We start from the raw sequence: 18267 nt of genomic DNA, 5'->3' as shown, positions 1-18267 counted from the left end.
GTGTGGATGTTGTCACGGCGTTCGCCGAGGGTTCTCTCCGCTTCGCCATGATCGGCCGTTCTCTGTTGTTCGCTTGTGGGATCGCCGCGTGGTTCGCCATGCGGCCTCCCGTGTGTTCCCCGTGTGATTTCGGACGAGGTGGAGTGACCGCTGTGAGAAGGCTGCCGATCGCCGGGGCCGTGGTAGCCGCAGTCGCGTTGGTTGTGGTGGTTTCCACCAACGCGAACCTGACCGGTGCCGAGTTGCTGGGGGACCCTGAGCTCGACATCGTGGTGGCCCCCACGCCAGAGCAGTCGACCGCAGTCCCATCCGCGCAGCCGACTCCCGCCGCTCCGGCGGAAACCCCGCCTCAGGCGCGGGGGCAGGTTTACGTGCGTCCGGCCGGTCTGGCCAAGGTCGCCGGTGGGGTGGCCGCTGGCGTGGGGATCTGGCGGCATCCGACCGACCGGCGCAAGAGTGTGGTCGTGGGCGCGGCCGAGGACGGCGGCATAGCCGCATACAACCTGGCCGGCCGCCGCCTCCTCCGCCTGCACGGCCCGGGGGTCCGGCTGACCGGTGTGGACGTGTTTTACCGGTTCCGCTTCGACCCCGCGTGGACCAACGACATCGCGGTGGTCACCGACGGCGCGACCGGCAGGCTGCGCGCCCTCGCCTTCCGGCCGGTGGCCGCGAGTTTCGGAAACCCGCTCATCGAGGAGGTCACCGCGCCCGACATGCCGGTGATCTTCCCCGACGGGGTCCCGCGCGACGTCAGGGTCTGGCAGGACGCCACCGGGGTGTACGCGGTCGTCGCCCAGGACGGCGCCGCCCGGCTCGCGCTGGTGCGGCTGGTCCCCGCCGCGGGCCGCAAGGTCGCGTACGAGGTCGTCCGCACCCTCGACCTGCCCACCGACCTGGTCACCCACGACCTGACCCCATGGACCCCCTGCGGTCCCGCCCCCGTCGTGGGCCTGGCGGCCGACACGTCCACCCTTTACGTCGCCCAGCGCGGCGTCGGCATCTGGCAACTCACCCCAGACCTCACCGGCCAGCCCTCCCTCGTCGACGTGGTCTCCGGATTCGGCGCCCTACCCGCCGCCGACGGTACCTGCGGCCCGGGCGAAGGCAGCGACCGCCTCGAAGACGTCGGCGCGCTGGCCCTCTACCGCGCCCCCGGCAGCCCCGGCTACCTGATCGCCGCCACCCCCGGAAACGGCCGTTTCGCCGTGTACAACCGGCAGCCCGTCCAATACATGGGCAGATTCCGCATCGGCTCAGTCCCGGCAACCGGCAGCCTGGCCGTCACGAACCTGGCCCTCGGATCGCCTTACGGCAAGGGCCTGCTGGTCGCCCGTACCGGCGGGAACGCGTTCGCGCTGGTGAAGTGGGATGACGTGGCCCGCCGGATGGGCCTGCTCGTCGACACCCGGGGCTGATCCTCACCTGGCGAATGCGAACCCGCCCGGGCGGTTGTCGCGGTCGGCGAACACGGCGATGGCGATCTCCGGCGGGGGCACGCGACCCGATGTCGAGCCCGATCGGCGATGCACCCGGGCGATCTCCGGCACGGCGACGCCCAGTTCGGTGAGGGCCTGGACTGCCAAACCGGGGGACCGGCGGCCCCGGCGGCCCTCGGTGGGGCCAAACGCATACCCAAGGTTCTGGCGCACGATCAGTTGGGCTGGCCGTCCCTGATGGCTTGCCCGGGCTCTCCCTTTCAGGCGCCGGCGCCGCCGTCCACCGGCACGATCGCGCCGGTCACCATCGAGGCCCGGTCGCTTAGCAGCCATGCGGCCGCCTCGGCGACTTCGTGGGGCTCGGCCATCCGTCCGAGTGGGATCGATGCCTTCAATCGCTCGACGATGCCGGGCGTCGCCGCCTCCCACGCGTCGATCATCTCCGTGGCGGTGCCGCCGGGGGTGATGCCGTTCACCCGGATGCCATCACGGGCCCAGCTCACCGCGGCGGTCTCGGTAATGCTGTTGAGCGCGCGCTTCATGGCACCGTACGCGGGGAGGGCGGGGTTCGCGCGGCGGCTGCCGATGCTCGAGGTGTTGACGATCGCCCCACCGCCGTTCCGTCGCATGAGTGCGGCCTCGGCGGTCATGGCGGTCCAGTGCGCGCGGAAGTTCACGGCGAACTGCTCGTCGATGTCCTCGTCGGTCGTGGTGTCGAGCGGGCCGACCTGCTGCTGGATCGCCGCGCCGTTGTTGAAGGCGCCGTCGAGCCGTCCGTGCAGCTCTTCGACGCGGTCGACGGCGGCGCGGATGCTTGCGCGGTCGGCGAGGTCCAGGGCGACGGCGTCGGCGACGCCCCCATCGGCGCGGACCTCGGTGACGATGCGGTCGAGGGCGTCGGTGCTGCGGGCGGCGAGCACGACAGCGGCGCCCTCCCGTGCGAAGAGCCGGGCCGCAGCTGCGCCGATGCCGCGGCTGGCGCCGGTGATGAATACGACCTTGCCGGTGAGCAGGCCGATGGGGGCGGTGTCGATGTTGTTTGTCATGCTGACAGCGTCGTGCCAGCCCGGGATCCGGATGCAGGCACAGGCGGTACCAGGATCCGTCGCCGCACAGCGTGCAGACTTGGGGTATGGACAAGCAGGAGCTTGGGGCGTTCCTCCGTAGCCGTCGCGAGCGGCTCCGGCCGGAGGACGTCGGCCTCCCCTCGGGCTCGCGACGCCGGACACCAGGTCTTCGCCGCGAGGAGGTCGCGGTCCTCGCGCACATCTCCACCGAGTACTACGTCCGGCTCGAGCAGGGCAGGGCGCCGCGACCGTCGGGCGAGGTCCTCGCCGGGATCGCAGGCGCGCTGCGGCTCACGGACGCCGAGTCCGATCACCTCCACGTCCTCGCGGGCACTGCGCCGAGCCGTACCGGACTGCATCGGCGCGACGTCCGCCCGAGCATTCTCGCGCTCCTCGAGCGGCTGCCGCAGACGGCCGCTTTCGTGACGTCCGCCACGTTCGAGGTGCTCGCGTGGAACGACCTCGCGGCCGCGCTCATGGAGGACTTCGCTGAGCTCGCCCCGGAGGACCGCAATCTCGCGCGCCGGGCATTCCTCGGGTCGGCGCGCGCCGATGCGACGCCATACGGGATCTCCGACGCCGCGGAGTTCCGGCACCACGTCGTCATGGGGCTCCGATCCACCCTCGCCCGGTACCCATCCGACCCCGCGGTGACCAAACTCGTCGACGAGCTCCGCGACGCCAGCGCCGAGTTCGCCCGACTCTGGGAGCGGCACGACGTGCAGGCTGCGCCGATGCTCACGAAGACTTTCCGTCACCCGGTCGTCGGGGAAATCACCGTCGACTGCGACTCGCTCACGCTCACGGACCGCGACCAGCACCTCGTGCTCTACAGCGCGCCGCCAGGATCCTCTGGCGCCGAGGCTTTGGCTCTTCTGAATGTACTTGGAGCCGAGTGCGTCAATGCGAGCAGGTCGCTCTGACGGAGCCGGAACAATTACCGGCGAGCGGTTATCGGGCGAAGGCGAATCCGCCTGGGCGGTTGTTGCGGTCGGCGATCAGTCCGGCGAGGGTGGCGATGGCGATCTCCGGTGGGGTGCGTGATCCGATGTCGAGCCCGATCGGTCGATGGACCCGGGCGATCTCCGACTCGGCGACTCCCAGTTCGGTGAGTGCCTGGACGTGGGGTCCTTGGTGGCGAGGGCTTCCGATGATGCCGATCCACCGGACCGGGTATCCGAGGACATCACGGAGTATCGGTCCGATCCCGTCCCGATGGTGGTCGGTGACGACGACGTCGGCCGTTTCGTCGAACTCCGCAGTGGGCTCGGTGACTCGCTTCACGCCGGGGAACTCGACGATCCGGTCCGGATCCGGCTCGAACAAGATCGGCCGGTAGCCCAGATCGGTGCCGTATTTCAGGAGAAATCCGGCCATGGGGGAGGCGAAGACCGCGACAAGCGTACGCGTCTCCTCGACCGGAGCCGCTTCCCCGTGAGCGACCGCGCAGGACGCGTCGTGAACGTGGGCCATCTCAGAACCTTCTCACGTAGCCGGCAGCCGGTTATTTCACGACCGGTCATCTCAGGGTACGCCGCGATGGAATGCCGGGAAGGGACACGGCGGGGCATCAGGGTCGCGTCGGCGGTTGAGCGGATCGTGAAGGGGCGTGGCGGCGGTGGGACAGGTCATCAGGGGTCGCGTCGGCGGTTTGAGCGGGTCATGAAGGGGCGTGGCGGCGGTCGAGCGGGTCATGAAGATTCGTAGCGGCGATCGAGCGGGTCGTGAAGAGCCGTGTTGGCGATGATGCTTCATGACGATTTGTCGCGGCGGTGAGGAAGGACGAGTGTTTCGGCGGATGCGAGCCATGCCTCGGGGTTCGTGGCTGTGATCGGATACACGTAGTGGAAGTCGGCCTGGCCGGAGCTGATGGCGTCCTCGCCCCACAACCGCCCGCAGTTCGTGCACCGCAGCACCCCGAGCCAACGAGAGTTGTCCCGCACCACGATGTCCAGAAATTTCCTGATCTTGTCGTAGTGGAGTGACAAGGCGTACCCGTCCTCCCACGTGATGGGTGGCGTGCGGGAGTCGTAACCACATGGGCAGGGGTCACTCATGACAGCCACGATAGGTCGCCCCCTGCGTGAGCTCCTATGCCGTCGTCAACTGCCACGCGGGAAAGGAGACACCGCCGACCGTGATTCCGCCGTCGCGGAAGGAGATCTCCGGATTGTCGGCACCCGGCACGATCAAGGTCAGCACCCTGGTGCCCGGCGGTGAAAGAACCGTCGTCGTCTCCACTTTGCGCAGATAGCCAGGGGAGACCATGCCCTGGCGCAATTCCGGCTCTCCAGCGGGGAGGAACACCATGGTCGCCCGCCAGTCCCCGTCCGCCAGGACCAGTCGGCCATCGCGGTTCGAGATCACCCGAAGCGAGGGCGCGAGATGCCACAGACTACGCAGCTGAGCGCCTTCCGGGACCTTATCCAGCACGACCATCAGATCCGGACCATGATTGACCAGCACCGACCTTGTGCGCACAACCCCGTATGCGTCGTCGGACAGCCGGAAGCTCTGCCGCGTCGCCCTCACATCGGAGTGCTCCAGACGCGTAGCCGTATCCGGACGGAACTCCCCGCCGACCACGACCGGGACATTGTGCGCCTCCGGCGAGGTCGTCCACTCCCGGTAGGCGTCCTTCTCGTACGAATGGAACCCCGCCTCCACCAGGATGTCCCGGCCATGCGCGTGATACGTCACACCCAGATGATCCTCATGACCGTGCAACTTCCGCCCCGGCCCGAACCTGATCGAGTAATACGCCGACCTGCGGTCATTCCATCGTGTACGCCCGAACACATAACCACTGTCGAAAATCTTGACCGTCGCCTCCTCGTTCCGGAAGCCCACGGGACGGGTGTCGGCCGGACTGTCCCCGATGGGCACCAGACGCCCGTCCGGTTGGGTGGCGTGACTTACGTAGGTCTCCAGCGACCGGCGCCGTTCCTCCAGACCTGGAGGGATCACGGCCCCACACCCTCTGATCGCGTCCAGCCCGACACCCAGCCGTTTGTGCACGTAGACGCCGTACCTGGGGGCCTGCTCGTGCAGTGCGCCCTGGTCGTCGATCGCGAGTTCCGCCGACGCCGCCATCCGGCTGATCGCCAGCTCTGTCCACCGCCTTCGGCGGAAGCGGCAGCCGATCGCCAGCAGCGCGATGTCCTGGTCCAGGCCGTGGTTGTGCCCGGGCCGGTAGAGGGCGGGATCGGACAGCACGCGAGCATGCTCGATCAGGCTTCTGGACAGCCAGTTCGACCGCACATGCGCGCTCAGCCGGACCAGCGCGGGCGCCCGCAGCGCCACCGAATGCTCAGCCCACGCCCACGCGCTGACCCCCGCCCAGCGCCGCGAGTTCTTCCGCACCCAGTCCTCGGCGATCTCGGCCGCACGCTCCAGCAGCGCCCGATCCCCGCCCTTCTCGTACGCGACGACAAGCCCGCCCATCCATCGCAACGCGTGCAGATTCAACATCCACGACCGGTTGCGGTGCGGATCGGCCCGCCAGTCGATATCCCGCCCCAGATCAACGACAGGCAGCCCAACGAATCCCACCCGCCCCGCCATCACCTGCTCCACATCGATCGAAATCCCACCAGGACCCGCGACCACCGGCCCCGTCGCTGGTGGCCAACGAGAGACGCGAATCCGCCATCGTCATGAGGGCATGCCAAAACAAGCGATTGCTCCAAACCAGAGAAGGGGACCCCGAGGGCCGGGGGATTACCGGCAAACGACCGTCATCGGGGCATGCCCGGCGCGTTCGCTCGTTCGGCCTCCGGGGCCAGTTCGGCTTGGTCGTTATGGGGGACGGGCCGTTCGTTCAACCGGCTTCCGGGACCGGTTCGGGCTTGGTCGTTAAGCGGTCATTCCGGGGGGTGCGGCGCGGATGGTCTTTCGTTCGTTCAACCGGCTTCCGGGACCGGTTCTGGCTTGGTCGTTAAGCGGTCATCCCGGGGCTTGTGGCGCCGATGGTCTTTCGTTTGTCCAACCGGCTTCCAGGACGAGTTCGACCTGGTCGTTCTTCACCCCGACCGCGTCGGTGGTGGAGGAGATGACCTGGGAATTCCCGGTGTCGATGATCAATGTTCGGCGGACCAGGCCAGACGGCTCCCGCAGCGTGAAGGAGAACGCCGCTCCAGCTCTGCCCGATTCGTCGGCCTGCGTGCCGAGGTAGGTGACATTCGGCAGGTCCGCGAGAGCACGGTAGGCCGCGGCCCGTACGTCAGAGGGAGACGGTTTGCTCCAGAGCAGACCACTGAGCGCGTCCGCCACCACGCCCTCGTCCGCCGACACGATCTCCGCGACGTGGGCACGAAGCGCCACGGGATCGGCCGGAAGGCTCCTGATCTGCGCGAACGTCATCGGCCGCCCCGCCATGCTGAACGCCACCCCGCCACGTACGGTCGCGAGCGTGCTCGGCCCCGCCGCCGTGAACACCTGATGCCCAGGCCACTCAGCGGGCGAGCCGTCCTGGAGCCAGGCCTCCCGGTCGCCCGGCCCAGCCGGTTCCGCCCCCAGCGAGACCGCACCAGCCCAGACCTTTCCATTCCGGGAAACCCACTGCTCCGAAATACGCGGATCGATCACCCAATACCGGTTCTCGCCCCCGCCGAGCATCTCCGGATACCGCTGCCGCACCAGCTTCCTGACCCGCCAGTACGCCCCAGCCTGCACCGGCCCCGATTCCGCCGTGACCGCCGCCGCCAGCAGGATCGACCGCCCCGAGGGCTCCGGCGTGGGCACCGGAATTCCCGGGGATCCCCCCGGCAGCGCGATCACCACCGCCGCCACGACAGCCGCGGCCAGACCGGCCACCGCGGCCGTCCACGGCCTCCGCAGCCGCCGCCGCGCTTCGGCCTCGAGCAGGGCGCCCACTCTGGCCTTGAGAACCGGGTCGGGTTTCGGCTCGCCGTACAGTTCCCGGACCCGCGTCAGCTCATCCATGGTCACCCCCCATCGGGTTGCTGTCGCCCAGCGCCGCCCGCAGCTTGCGCCGGGCGCGATTGAGCCGCGAGCCCACCGTCCCGTACGGGATCCCCAGCGCGGCGGCGATCTCCTCGTGACTGAGGTCTGCCAGCGCGACCAGCAGCAACACGTCACGATCCCGCTGATGCAACTCAGCGACGGCCGCCGCGATGTCCGGACGCAGGCTCTGCGCGCTCACCTGCGTGGAGACCTCTTCCTCATGTCCCGGAAAATCGGGATCTGGGCCGTGCCGTCCGAGAGCTCGCAGCGTGCGGACCTCGGTGCGATGGTGGCGGCGGATGAGATTGCTGGCGATGCCGTACAACCAGACCCGGACACTCGCCCGAGACGGGTCATACCGCGCCCGCTTCCGGAACGCGGTGAGAAACGTCTCCGCGACCACGTCCTCCGCGCTGTCGGGCCCCAGCCGCTGCGTCACATACCGATGGATCTCCGCGAAATACGCATCGAAGATCACACTGAACCGCTCGGACTCGGCCAGCGACCGCCGCACCACCTCGGCATCCCCAGCCCGATGCCCGGCCCAGGACACCGTGGTCACGATGGTCTTCCCGTCATGTGCGTTCCTTCGGCTACGAGCGTCGGACACCCTGTATCTCCCGATCCGCCCATCCCCTTTCACGCAGCGGTAGTCGATCCGCTCGCGCAGCACATCCCCGCCTTTCCGACAACGTCAGGATCCGGCGCCTCGGGCCTGTCGCCGGTAGCTGCCTGGTGGTCTGCCGTACGTGCGTTTGAACGCGTGTGCGAACGCGTACTCCGAGTTGTAGCCGACCTTGCCTGCCACCGCGCTCGCGGGTGCGTCGGAGTCGCGCAGGAGCCGGGCGGCGATGGTCATGCGCCACCAGGTGAGATACGTCAGAGGGGGTTGGCCGACCAGGGTCGTGAACCGCCGGGCGAAGGCCGCGCGGGACAGACCCACATGCCTGCCCAGGTCCTCGACGCTCCACTGCCGTTCCGGCTCGCTGTGGATGGCCCGCAGCGCGGCCGCGATGGCCGGATCGTGCAGCGCCGCGGTCCAGCCGGTGGCTGCGCCCTCCTGCGATCGTTCGTCGAACCAGGCGCGAAGAATATGCAGCAGGAGCACGTCCAGCAGGGCCGGAACCATGGCGTCGGTCCCGGGACGGGACCTTTCCAACTCCCCACGGAGGAGGTCCAACGCCGCGCGTAGCCCCGAGTGGCGGCCGGCCTTGGTCGGCAGGTGGACGACTTCCGGCAGTTCCGCCATGAGCGGGTGCGCGTGAGAGCGGTCGAGGAGGTAAGCCCCGCAGAGCATGACCATGGCCGGGGCACCGGTCGTCGACGCCTCGGCCGGATCGGGCCGAATCTCTGCCAGCGACGTCGACACGTCGGCCAGGGGGGTGGACAGGCTGTCGGCCAGGCCGTGCGCACCGCCGCGGGACAGGAAGACCACATCGCCTGACTCGAGGGCGAGGGGATCGCCGGTCTGGGGGATCAACCACCCCGCCCCCTGCAAGACCACGTGAAATCCTGCTCCGTCACTCGAAGGGAACCTTCGGCCGAACGGGGCGGTACGAACGACACGCGCCGAGTGCGGCACACCGGCATGCATGGCGGTGATCACATCGGAGAGGACATCCATTTCCGAAGACGATAAGGCAAGCAGTGAAGCTTCTGACGTATTGGGCGTCTCAGCACGGGTCCCTACGGTGAGGTGTGACCGGCATCTCGAACAGGAGACCTACATGAAGCTCGCCATCTATGGCGCAAACGGTTACCAGGGCAAGCTCATCGTCACCGAAGCCACCCGGAGCGCTGAAGTCATACTGGTCGGCCGCGACGCCGCGCGCCTGCGCGAGGCCGCCGCCACGATCGGCCTGCCCGAAGCGGACGTACGGCCGGCCGCCGCCGACGATCACGACGCCCTCGTCGCCGCCTTCCGGGAGGCCGACGCGGTCATCAACTGCGCGGGCCCCTTCACCCCGACGGGCGCGGCGGTGGTCCGGGCCGCGATCGCCGCGGGCCGCCATTACGTCGACACCGCCGGGGAGCAGTCCTACCTCAAGGAGATCTTCGACACCTTCGGGGCGGCGGCGGAGGCCGTCGGGGTCACCGTCGTTCCCGCGGCGAACGACGCCTGCGTTCCCGCGGACCTGGTCGCCGGCCTCCTCGCCGAACGCCTCGGACCGCTTGAGGAGATCTCCAGCATCCACGTCATCACCGGAGGCGGCGGGCCGTCCCGCGGGTCACTCCGGTCGGTGATCGAGAGCATGGACCTCATCAAGGCGGGCGGCCTCGGCTACGACGGAGGCGCCTGGCGTGTCGGCATCCCTGCCAGGCACACGTCGATCATCCTGCCCGGCGGCTCAGAGGCGGTGCCCGTGGCGAAGTTTCCGCTGTGCGAGGTCGTGACCATCCCGCGCCACGTCCAGGTGCGGCATGTCGAGGGCCTGGCTGAGGCCGCGCTGAGCGCCCGGCTGAGCGTTCCCCTCGACCCGGCGATCATCGCCGGGCTGCCCGAGGGACCCACCGAGGAGGACCGCCGTACCCAGCGGTTCACCTACGTGATCGACGCCGTCGCCACCGACGGCCGCCACGGCCGCGGCGTGGTGCAGGGCCCCGACACCTACGGCACCACCGCCGTGATCGCTGTTGAGAGCGCCCGCCGCCTGGCCGCCAACCCGGCCAAGCCGGGCGTACTCGCACCCGGTCAGGCCTACGACCCGGCCGGCTTCCTGGACTCCCTGCTTCCCCACGGCGTCCACTGGACCATTGAGGTGGGAGGCGACTTCGGCGTCGCATCCCTGGATGTCAGGCGATGACGCTCACGAGGCCGAGGTCCACGTAGCCGCCCATGGCGCCGGGGGTGCCGGCGACGTTGAGGTAGCTGAGGGAGGCGACGATCGCGTAGCTGCTGCCGCCGGGGCCGGCGGGGAGGCCGGTGGTGACGACGATGGCGTCGGAGTAGGCGTTGAGGCCGGTGAGGGGCTTGGTCTGGGGGACCGCGGGGAAGGGCGCGTCGTGCGGGCCGCCGATCTCGTCGATCAGCAGGCGGAGTTGCCAGGTGCCGCCGATCATGGGTGCGAGGGAGCCGGTGAGCTCCCAGGTGAGGTTGACCTGGAAGGGGTCTCCCGCCTTGAGGACGTCGGCGGGTGGGCCGCCGCCCACGTCGACCAGTTCGGCCTGGATCTTTCCGCTGAGCAGGGCCGGGGCCAGCCCGAACGGAATCTGGAAACTGCCAGAGGTGAATGCCATGGTTCCTCCCGTTGTCTGATATCCGAAACGGTAGGAAAGGACGGCATCACATGGCCTCGGGGACTGTGCCGGGAAGTTCCCTAGGGCCCTGGTCAGATGTCATGAGGGGTACGGCGGTTGCCGTACCCCTCAAAAGGGTTTAGCGGCCTACGGCGAGGCAGGTGGACTTGGACTTCTTGGTGGGGTCGCTCTCCGAGGTGGCCGTCAGGTTGACCTTGGCGAGCAGGGCGCCGCCCTTGGCCCGCAGGACGTGCACGGGCACGGTGACCTTCTTGCCGAACTCGGCGGTGGCGAGCTGGTTGGGCAGGGAGATCGTCCAGCCGCGGCCTTCCACCTCGGCGGTGAGGCGGTAGACGTCATTGTTGAGGTAGGCGGACACGTCCTCGGGGTGCTGGGCGGTGGTGGCGGCCTTCTTGCCGGTGTTGAGCACCGGGAACTTGCAGGTGGCGATGCTGTCGCCAGCGGTGATGCCGATGCTGGGCAGCACCTGGACGCCGCGCTTCTGCGGTCCTGAGCCGTCCAGCGAGCGGATCGCCACCCGGTAGGAGAGCACGCCCTTGCTGGAGCGCTTCACGTCCAGGACGTAGAAGTGCAGGCGGTTGGCCTCGTCGGTGAACTCGAACTCGCTGCCGGAGTCGGCGCCGGCGTGGAACAGCGCGTCCGACAGCTGCCGGTAGTCGCCGATCGTGATCGGGACCTCGGTGCGATCGGGCAGGACGTAGTCGGTCATGCCGATGTCCTGCGGGTTGGCGTCGATGACCCACTCGAACGGGGCCTGGTCCTGGTCCTTGGTCTTGGCCAGCAGCACTCCGGAGTCAGGCGTGAACGAGTCCGCGCCCATCCGGTCCACGACCTCGACCGTGTAGTTGTTGTAGCGTCCGCCGTCACAGAGCGGGTCGGTGCTGGTCGAACAGGCGGGGCTCAGGTCCGCGCCCATCGCGATGTTGACGCCCATCAGCCCGTTCGGTCCCGGCTGTACGGCCCGAGCCGTCACCTCCGCCACCACGAGCCCGGACTCGTCCAGCGCGTCCCGGTTCAGCCGCAGCACGTTCGCCTCGTCGACCATGTTCAGCTTGATCTTGTTGCGCAGCATGTGCTGGGCGCCCATCGAGCCGCCCCCGGTGGGCGGGATCAGCCAGCGACTGTGCGGGCCGCCCGGGCCGTTGAAACTGCCCCGGCTGAGCATCTCCCAGATCCCGGTGTACGCCCTTCGGGCCGGAATCGCGTACGGGTTGTTGTAGTTGTCGGCGATGCCCATAATGTGGCTGAACTCGTGGGCGTACACGCCCATGCCGGAGCTCTCCGCCTGGACCGAGTCGACGCCGAAGCGGGCGTTGGGCCAGAAGGTCGAACCCGCCTGCCAGGACGTCCACTCCACGTAGCGGGTGGGCGACCAGTTCGGCAGGGCCGGGTCGTCGGGGCCGAACTCGTCGGTGACGTCTTCCTTGGTCGGGAACTTCATCATGCCGAACTCCTGCCAGGTGGACGACTCGTCCTGGCCGGCGCTGACGAAGAAGACGAAGTCGTACTGGGCCACGGTCTCCGGGCCGACCGCCGCCAGCCAGGCCGCGTTGCCGTCGGCGCGCAGGTTCTTGTTGCAGGTGTCCCCGGCCGGGCAGGAGTTCCGCTGGTACTCCAGCGCGTACTCGTGGTCCTTGCCCGGCATTGTGTAAGGGCCGAAACCGGTGAGGTTCACGCCGTACCGGCCGCCGGAGTCCTCCATCCAGTATTCGTGGATGGTGTGACCGCGGTTGAGGTCGTTCGGGGTGTTGAGGAAGTCCTGGTAGAACTTGGCGACCTGGTCGCGGGGGATGTCGTGGGCTTCCGCGGTGGGGTTCTTGAATACGGTCGAGCCCTTGGGCTGGGTGACGACGAAGGGCTGGTTGGGGTAGTCCAGCAGGACCAGGGCGCCCTTGAAGGTGCGAGTCGAGCCCGGCACCGCGGGGTCGGCCCAGTTGGTGCCCGGCACCTTCTTGTAGTCGGCCCACGTCATGTGGTCCGGGTTCTTCCAGTTCTGCGGGTCGATCGGGGCCGGGTGCCCCTGCTGACCGCCCAGGGAGCGGAGCTGGGCCGCGCCGGGCTCGTCCTGCTGCCACGGCTGGGTTTGCGGCCAGTGGTCGTAGCGCCAGGGGAACTCGGGGTCGGGCGCGGGCTCAGCGGAAACAGGGGTCACCGAAAGTAACGAGAGGGGCAACAGTGCCACGGTCGCCAGGAGCAACCTGAGGGGGCGTCTCATACTATGTCACGTTATATAGACCATATTTAGAGATCAATTGACACTTTGTTAGGAGTGTCGAAACAGTTTTGGGTGCGCCGGCATCAGAAGAAGCCGGAGCGGGGAGCCGTGACCTCGATGGTGTCCTTGACCAGTGCGAGCGCCGCCCCAAGCGGGCTCGAGCGTCCGTCGCTCACGATGATGTCGCCCGCGTCCGGGCAGCCGAACACCACGGCCTGACCGACCGGACCTCAGCCTGAGAGCACAACGCCGACCTGATCCGGTGGGTGATCCGACGCATCGCTCACTTCACGCATGGACCTTCGCTCCTCCTCGTCTGGTGATGCGTCGTGCGGATTCGCAGTGCCTGGAGGTTGGCCAGTTCGTAGACCCCCCACTTGCCGAGCTCGCGGCCGTAGCCGCTGGCCTTGATGCCGCCGGTGGGAAGGCGGGGATCGGTCGCGGAGATCGTGTTGATGAAGACGGCTCCGGCGTGGATCCTGGCGCTCACGGATGCGGCGTGATCGCTGTCGGTGCTCCACAGGCTGCTGCTCAGCCCGTAGCGGGAGGAGTTCGCGATGGCGATGAGCTCGTCGTCGTCCGTACCGGTCGTGAGCCGCAGGATCCCGGGAAGCTCCTCGGCGTAGTAGCGGCAGGCGCTGACGCACTTGTCGATCTCGGCTCGCGCTTGCCCGATCGGCTTCCCCATCTCGAGCGTGATGAGCGTGGCGAGCGGCTCTCGACGCTCCGCCAGGACCTCACCGAGCCGGCCGATCGCCGCGACGCGGTCCTCCACGCGTGACCGCCCCCAGCGCGAAGCCACGGCTACCTGGAGCACCCGGTCGATGTCCTGGGGCGTCGTGTACGGGTAGAAGCCCAGCTCATCGCCCGACGCGGGATTGATCGTGACGATACCGGCGCGCGTCACGCTGCGACCTCCGCGACGGCATGGACCTCCCGGAGCCATCGAGTGAACCGGCCCGTGATCGAGACCGGGTCGATCAGCAGCTTCTCGATGCCTTGGGCGTTGCCTTCCTCGATGCGGGCGTACAGGAACGCCGGCCCCCGCACCGTGAGCAGTTCCCCGAAGGCGGCTCTCAGCCCATCGACGGTGTCCGTGGCGCGGGTGGTCCATCCCGCGGCGGCCGCCAATGCTTCGAGGTCGATCTTCGAGGAGTAAGTCGGAAGCGCCCCGGTCGATCCGTACACCCCGTTGTCGAGCAGGACGAGGAGCAGGTTGCCGGGGGCGAGGTAGCCACCCGTGGGGAGGACGTTCGGGTTCATGAGGAGCGAACCGTCCCCCTCGATGCCGACGACCTTCGGCGCGGAGGGGTCCACGCTGAGCGCCAGCCCGGTCGCCACCGATCCGACGAGCCCCATCGCGTCCAGCATGTAGAGGTGGTTGTCGCTGTCCTTCACCGACGCCAGCCCGCGGCTCGTCGCCGCGCAGGTCACGACGACGGGATGCCGGCTCGTCAGGTCCGCGAGTACGTCGAGTGCTTCGATCCGCTTCATCAGGCGACCTTTCCGTCGGTGTTCCAGAAGGACCCGAGGACGACCACGGTCCGGTATGTCATGACGGCGTGCACGCCCGCCTCCTGGACGGTGTCGCGCCAGTCGTCGGCGCCGCTCCTGCGGTCCAGTTCGATGACGGGGAGTCCGACCGCGCGCAGGATGGCCGGCACCGGCTGGCTGATGGAGTGGATCATCGAGTTGTACTCGCCGAGGCTTCCCCGGGTGTTCGCGAAGATGAGCAGCGGCAGATGGTAGGACAGCGTGAACGTCGTCAGCGCGGTGAGCGCGTTGCCGAAGCCGTTGTCCTGCATGACGACCGCGCCGAGCTTGCCGGTGAACGCGACCGCCCCCATCACGCCGATGGCCTCTTCCTCGCGAGAGAGCGGGGTGACGCGGGGGGAGACGCCGTTCGCCCCACCGTCGGACGCGACCAGCGCGTTGATGATCGGCGCCACGGTCACGGAGGGGATGTACCCGACCCGCGCGGCGCCCGCTGCCCAGATGCCGTCGGCGACGGCCTCTGCGTATGTCATTTCTGGGTGATTCCTAATGAGAGTTAACGGATCTGCCCAAGGTCATCGGGCAGACTTCGGATTGGTAGCCACTGGCAGGTGAGCACTCTGTGTTCCTGGACCTGAGTCCTGATGAAAGACCGTGCCCCTGCCGGTAACTGGGTGAGTTGATCGCTGATGGGATGTCGTGCCCGCCGCCATGGCGTAGCACTGATTCATTAGGTCGTTGATGGTTCTCCCGACCGGCTGCCGGAGGAGCTCGGTATCGAAGGTGGGAGAAGAGTTGCTGTTCGTCGGGGACGACTGGGCCGAAGACCATCACGACGTGGAGGTGATGGACGCCTCGGGCAAGCGGCTGGCCAAAGCCCGGCTGCCGGAGGGGGTGGCGGGCATGACCCGGCTGCACGCGATGATCGCCGAACAGCTCGGCGAGGCCGCGGACGAGCAGGCCGAGCAGGTGCTGATCGGGATCGAGACCGACCGGGGCCCGTGGGTGCAGGCATTGATCGCCGCCGGGTATCGGGTGTTCGCGGTCAACCCGCTGCAGGCCAGCGAGTACCGTAAGCGTCATTCGGTGTCGGGGGCCAAGAGCGACGCGGGCGACGCCCACGTGCTGGCCGACATGGTCCGGACCGACTCTCACCAGTTGCGGGCGGTGGCCGGGGACAGCGCCCTGGCCGCGGCGATCAAGGTGGTTGCCCGGGCGCACAAGACGCTGATCTGGGAACGCACCCGTCACATGCAACGGCTGCGGCACGCGCTGCGCGACTACTTCCCCGCCGCGCTGGAGGCCTTTGACGACCTGACCGCCGCCGACACCCTGGAACTGCTGACCAGAGCCCCCGAACCGGCCTCGGCCGCGAGGCTGACGATCAGCCAGATCAGCGCGGCGCTGAAGCGGGCCCGCCGCCGCGGCATCGCGGACAAGGCGGCCAAGATCCAGGCGGCACTGCGGGCCGGGCATCTGGGCCAGCCTGAGGTGGTGGCCAGCGCCTACGCGGCCACCGTGCAAGCGAGCGCGGCCGTCCTGACCGTTCTGAATGAGCAGATCAAGACCCTGGAAGGCCAGGTCGAGGCGCATTTTGGCGAGCACCCGGCCGCTAAGATCATCCAGTCCCAGCCGGGACTGGGTTCGATCCTTGGCGCCCGGGTGCTGGCCGAGTTCGGCGACGACCCGAAGCGGTACGTCAATGCCAAGGCGCGTAAGAACTATGCCGGCACCAGCCCGATCACCCGAGCCTCCGGCAAGAAGAAGGTCGTGCTGGCCCGGTTCGTTCACAACGACAGGCTCGTTGACGCCCTGGTCGTCCAGGCCTTCGCCGCGCTCAACGCCTCGCCCGGTGCTCGCGCTTACTACGACAAGCAACGAGCCAGTGAGGTGAGCCATTACACCGCGCTGCGCCAACTCGCCAACCGGCTCGTCGGTATCCTGCACGGCTGTCTCAAAAACGGCACACCCTACGACGAAACAACCGCTTGGTCGCATCACGCCGAACCGCTCACAGCTTGACACTTAAGCTCCTGGGATGTCTAACGAGCCGGACTTGAGGAACGCAGAAGAGTGGATCCGCAGACTGCCGGGAGTCCGGGCGTCCACGTTCGTCGCGGGGCCTCGATGCGGACGGGAGGTCCGTGCCTCTCGTGTCCGACGTCTTGACGAGCCCCGCTCGGCACTCCTGAGACGAGACGGGCGAGGTCAGCGATAGGCGCGCAGGAACGCGTCGACTCCGTCGGCGATGATCGCCAGGATCTCCGGCTCCTCCGCCCCGGCGCCCTCCAGCGCGTCCAGCGCGAGGCCGATCGTCAGAGCGGTGAAGTGCCGCGCGGCGAGGCGGGGGTCCGCGGCCCGGATCTCGCCGTCCGCGGCCAGTACGGCGAAGCGTTCCTCCAGCATCCGCTCGGGGCGGTCGCGCGCGGTCTCGGCCAGCTGAGGTACCGACCGCTGCTGCGAGGTCAGCCGCCGGAAGGTCACGTAGTCGGATGACGGAAAGGTCTGCGTGACCACTCGTCGCCCGAACGCCGTCAACGCGTCGCTCAGGTCACGGCCCGGCGTGAGCTCCTGGTCGATCGCGGCACGAACGGCGCTGACCAGCGCGTCGTTCACGCGCTCGAGCACCCGCAGGAAGATCGTCCCTTTCTCCCCGAAGTGGTCGTAGACGGTGCGCTTCGAGACCTGCGCTCGGGCCGCGATGGCGTCGACGCTCGCCCGCTCGTAGCCCTCGGTGATGAACAGCGCCTCGGCCGCATCCAAGATCGCGGCCCTCTTGCCCTCGGACCGCAGCCGGCGCCCAGGAGTCTGAACCGCCGCGATAGCCCTCGACATGCGCTCAGCATACGCTAGATTCCTAAAACCACACTGATTAGTGTACTTATGGTGAGTCCGCCCTGGAACCGTCCGAGCCTCGACAGATCGAGCGGCGGCAGCCCACTACATGGAGGTAGTCGCATGGCGTTCAATCCGGCTGATCACTGGGAGGGTTACCTTGCCCCGCCCACGTTCGAGGAGTACTCGGCCAGGTATTCGGACTTCTTCCGGATGCGGCGCGAGGACGGCATCATCGAAGTCCGCCTGCACACGAACGACGGGCCGTATGCCCACACCCACGCCGCGCACAACGTGTGGACGCGGGTGTGGCAGGAGATCGGCAACGATCCCGAGAACCACGTGCTGATCATCACGGGCACCGGCGACAAGTGGATGACCGGCAACCCGAAGGGGCTCAACCCCAAACCCGCCTCCGATCTGGATCCGGACCACATCTACCAGCGGATGACCAACGGCTGGAAGCTGATCGAGAGCTTCGCCAACAACATCGACATCCCGACGATCGCGGCCGTCAACGGCCCGGGCGTGCACACCGAGTTCGCGATGATGAGCGACGTCACGTTCGCCGCGCCCGACGCCGACTTCATGGACCCGCACTTCTGGCTGGGCTCTCCTCCCGGAGACGGCCAGGGCATGGCGCTCGAAGCGCTGATGGGCCCCAAGCGCGCCGCATACTACATCTACGCGGCCAAGTCGATCCCGGCCGGCAAGGCCCTCGAATGGGGAATCGTCAGCGACGTGCTCCCTCGCGAGCAGCTGCTCGATCGCGCCTGGGAACTCGCGCGTTTCATCATGAAGCGGCCGCGCTACACGCGGTGGGCCGCCCACAACATCCTGTCACGGCACTGGAAGAAGGCGGTGACCGAGGACTTCGGCTTCCACATGGCGCATCAGATGCTCGCCAACGTCGCCAGCAAGTCGCGGGTGCCCAACCCGGAGCTGCTCGCCGACTCCGAGGCGCGCAAGCTGTTCTGACCTCGACTCGGCTCGGACC

Annotated in this window: 19 protein-coding genes; 5 read left to right on the top strand and 14 right to left on the bottom strand. The window is 68.3% G+C overall.

The genetic code is table 11. From position 1 onward, the window contains the following. The first annotated feature begins 152 nt into the window (after positions 1-152). Entirely contained in the window at positions 153-1415 is a 1263-nt protein-coding gene (locus ABGB08_RS07895) for a phytase (protein ID WP_347587838.1), read from the top strand. Positions 1416-1418: 3 nt separating this feature from the next. Here ABGB08_RS07895 and ABGB08_RS07890 read toward each other — a convergent pair whose 3' ends face one another. Beyond that, the gene (locus ABGB08_RS07890; RefSeq protein ID WP_347587836.1) at positions 1419-1649 is read right to left on the bottom strand and encodes a hypothetical protein; all 231 of its coding nucleotides are present in this window, start codon (positions 1647-1649) and stop codon (positions 1419-1421) included. Between the two features lie 47 nt (positions 1650-1696). Further along, a complete protein-coding gene (locus ABGB08_RS07885; RefSeq protein WP_347587834.1) occupies positions 1697-2482 on the bottom strand; it encodes an SDR family oxidoreductase in 786 nt (261 codons plus the stop codon). An 86-nt stretch (positions 2483-2568) separates the two neighbouring features. Between ABGB08_RS07885 and ABGB08_RS07880 the strand changes: the two genes are divergently transcribed. Beyond that, positions 2569-3426, top strand: a complete 858-nt coding sequence (locus ABGB08_RS07880; RefSeq protein ID WP_347587832.1) for a helix-turn-helix transcriptional regulator — start codon at positions 2569-2571, stop codon at positions 3424-3426. Between the two features lie 28 nt (positions 3427-3454). Here the strand turns inward: ABGB08_RS07880 and ABGB08_RS07875 are convergent, their stop codons facing one another. The 6 genes from ABGB08_RS07875 to ABGB08_RS07850 all read right to left on the bottom strand — a co-directional run bounded on the left by ABGB08_RS07875 (position 3455) and on the right by ABGB08_RS07850 (position 9092). Then, positions 3455-3976 (bottom strand): XdhC family protein, encoded by a 522-nt coding sequence (locus tag ABGB08_RS07875; protein WP_347587830.1) that lies wholly within the window; start codon positions 3974-3976, stop codon positions 3455-3457. Positions 3977-4254: 278 nt separating this feature from the next. Beyond that, positions 4255-4560, bottom strand: a complete 306-nt coding sequence (locus ABGB08_RS07870; protein WP_347587828.1) for a hypothetical protein — start codon at positions 4558-4560, stop codon at positions 4255-4257. Positions 4561-4594: 34 nt separating this feature from the next. Next, positions 4595-6067: a heparinase II/III family protein gene (locus tag ABGB08_RS07865; RefSeq protein ID WP_347587826.1), complete on the bottom strand. Its 1473-nt coding sequence runs from the start codon at positions 6065-6067 to the stop codon at positions 4595-4597. A gap of 381 nt (positions 6068-6448) precedes the next feature. Next, the gene (locus tag ABGB08_RS07860) at positions 6449-7447 is read right to left on the bottom strand and encodes a CU044_5270 family protein (RefSeq protein WP_347587824.1); all 999 of its coding nucleotides are present in this window, start codon (positions 7445-7447) and stop codon (positions 6449-6451) included. Continuing rightward, positions 7440-8030: an RNA polymerase sigma factor gene (locus tag ABGB08_RS07855; protein ID WP_347587822.1), complete on the bottom strand. Its 591-nt coding sequence runs from the start codon at positions 8028-8030 to the stop codon at positions 7440-7442. The genes ABGB08_RS07860 and ABGB08_RS07855 overlap by 8 nt, the downstream gene beginning before the upstream one ends. A gap of 132 nt (positions 8031-8162) precedes the next feature. After that, positions 8163-9092, bottom strand: a complete 930-nt coding sequence (locus ABGB08_RS07850) for an AraC family transcriptional regulator (RefSeq protein ID WP_347587820.1) — start codon at positions 9090-9092, stop codon at positions 8163-8165. Positions 9093-9195: 103 nt separating this feature from the next. Here ABGB08_RS07850 and ABGB08_RS07845 point away from each other — a divergent pair, with 103 nt between their 5' ends. Further along, positions 9196-10272 (top strand): saccharopine dehydrogenase NADP-binding domain-containing protein, encoded by a 1077-nt coding sequence (locus tag ABGB08_RS07845; protein WP_347587818.1) that lies wholly within the window; start codon positions 9196-9198, stop codon positions 10270-10272. Here ABGB08_RS07845 and ABGB08_RS07840 read toward each other — a convergent pair. The 5 genes from ABGB08_RS07840 to ABGB08_RS07820 form a co-directional block, all read right to left on the bottom strand. Further along, on the bottom strand, positions 10262-10705 hold the full coding sequence (locus tag ABGB08_RS07840) for a hypothetical protein (protein ID WP_347587816.1): 444 nt from the start codon (positions 10703-10705) through the stop codon (positions 10262-10264). The genes ABGB08_RS07845 and ABGB08_RS07840 overlap by 11 nt on opposite strands. Positions 10706-10844: 139 nt before the next feature. Continuing rightward, on the bottom strand, positions 10845-12878 hold the full coding sequence (locus tag ABGB08_RS07835; RefSeq protein ID WP_347587814.1) for a M6 family metalloprotease domain-containing protein: 2034 nt from the start codon (positions 12876-12878) through the stop codon (positions 10845-10847). A 346-nt stretch (positions 12879-13224) separates the two neighbouring features. After that, positions 13225-13848, bottom strand: coding sequence for an aldehyde dehydrogenase family protein (locus ABGB08_RS07830; RefSeq protein ID WP_347587812.1), 624 nt, complete (start codon positions 13846-13848; stop codon positions 13225-13227). Next, positions 13845-14435 carry a thiamine pyrophosphate-dependent enzyme gene (locus ABGB08_RS07825; protein WP_347587810.1) on the bottom strand — a complete coding sequence of 197 codons (591 nt, stop codon included), beginning with the start codon at positions 14433-14435 and terminating at the stop codon, positions 13845-13847. Before ABGB08_RS07825 ends, ABGB08_RS07830 begins: the two co-directional genes overlap by 4 nt. Beyond that, entirely contained in the window at positions 14435-14968 is a 534-nt protein-coding gene (locus ABGB08_RS07820) for a hypothetical protein (RefSeq protein ID WP_347587808.1), read from the bottom strand. Before ABGB08_RS07820 ends, ABGB08_RS07825 begins: the two co-directional genes overlap by 1 nt. 262 nt (positions 14969-15230) lie before the next feature. On the opposite strand from ABGB08_RS07820, the gene ABGB08_RS07815 reads away from it, so the two are divergent. Then, on the top strand, positions 15231-16457 hold the full coding sequence (locus ABGB08_RS07815; RefSeq protein ID WP_347588084.1) for an IS110 family transposase: 1227 nt from the start codon (positions 15231-15233) through the stop codon (positions 16455-16457). Between the two features lie 186 nt (positions 16458-16643). Here ABGB08_RS07815 and ABGB08_RS07810 read toward each other — a convergent pair whose 3' ends face one another. Further along, complete coding sequence (locus ABGB08_RS07810) at positions 16644-17270, bottom strand: TetR/AcrR family transcriptional regulator (protein ID WP_347587806.1); 627 nt, start codon at positions 17268-17270, stop codon at positions 16644-16646. 123 nt (positions 17271-17393) lie between these two features. On the opposite strand from ABGB08_RS07810, the gene ABGB08_RS07805 reads away from it, so the two are divergent. Further along, on the top strand, positions 17394-18248 hold the full coding sequence (locus ABGB08_RS07805; protein WP_347587804.1) for an enoyl-CoA hydratase/isomerase family protein: 855 nt from the start codon (positions 17394-17396) through the stop codon (positions 18246-18248). The last annotated feature ends 19 nt before the right edge of the window (positions 18249-18267 follow it).

It is taken from the genome of Acrocarpospora sp. B8E8, from assembly GCF_039871605.1.
GTDB classification, from domain to species: Bacteria; Actinomycetota; Actinomycetes; order Streptosporangiales; family Streptosporangiaceae; genus Acrocarpospora; species Acrocarpospora macrocephala.
The sequence above is the reverse complement of the archived record's forward strand: the minus strand, read 5'-3'. Positions and strand labels throughout refer to the sequence as shown.

Excerpts from the sequence above, each read along its gene's own strand:
- ABGB08_RS07885 (WP_347587834.1), bottom strand. The coding sequence starts at position 2,482 with ATGACAAACAACATCGACACCGCCCCCATCGGCCTGCTCACCGGCAAG.
- ABGB08_RS07880 (WP_347587832.1), top strand. The coding sequence starts at position 2,569 with ATGGACAAGCAGGAGCTTGGGGCGTTCCTCCGTAGCCGTCGCGAGCGG.
- ABGB08_RS07875 (WP_347587830.1), bottom strand. The coding sequence starts at position 3,976 with ATGGCCCACGTTCACGACGCGTCCTGCGCGGTCGCTCACGGGGAAGCG.
- ABGB08_RS07870 (WP_347587828.1), bottom strand. The coding sequence starts at position 4,560 with ATGAGTGACCCCTGCCCATGTGGTTACGACTCCCGCACGCCACCCATC.
- ABGB08_RS07865 (WP_347587826.1), bottom strand. The coding sequence starts at position 6,067 with ATGGCGGGGCGGGTGGGATTCGTTGGGCTGCCTGTCGTTGATCTGGGG.
- ABGB08_RS07860 (WP_347587824.1), bottom strand. The coding sequence starts at position 7,447 with ATGGATGAGCTGACGCGGGTCCGGGAACTGTACGGCGAGCCGAAACCC.
- ABGB08_RS07850 (WP_347587820.1), bottom strand. The coding sequence starts at position 9,092 with ATGGATGTCCTCTCCGATGTGATCACCGCCATGCATGCCGGTGTGCCG.
- ABGB08_RS07845 (WP_347587818.1), top strand. The coding sequence starts at position 9,196 with ATGAAGCTCGCCATCTATGGCGCAAACGGTTACCAGGGCAAGCTCATC.
- ABGB08_RS07840 (WP_347587816.1), bottom strand. The coding sequence starts at position 10,705 with ATGGCATTCACCTCTGGCAGTTTCCAGATTCCGTTCGGGCTGGCCCCG.
- ABGB08_RS07825 (WP_347587810.1), bottom strand. The coding sequence starts at position 14,435 with ATGAAGCGGATCGAAGCACTCGACGTACTCGCGGACCTGACGAGCCGG.
- ABGB08_RS07820 (WP_347587808.1), bottom strand. The coding sequence starts at position 14,968 with ATGACATACGCAGAGGCCGTCGCCGACGGCATCTGGGCAGCGGGCGCC.
- ABGB08_RS07810 (WP_347587806.1), bottom strand. The coding sequence starts at position 17,270 with ATGTCGAGGGCTATCGCGGCGGTTCAGACTCCTGGGCGCCGGCTGCGG.
- ABGB08_RS07805 (WP_347587804.1), top strand. The coding sequence starts at position 17,394 with ATGGCGTTCAATCCGGCTGATCACTGGGAGGGTTACCTTGCCCCGCCC.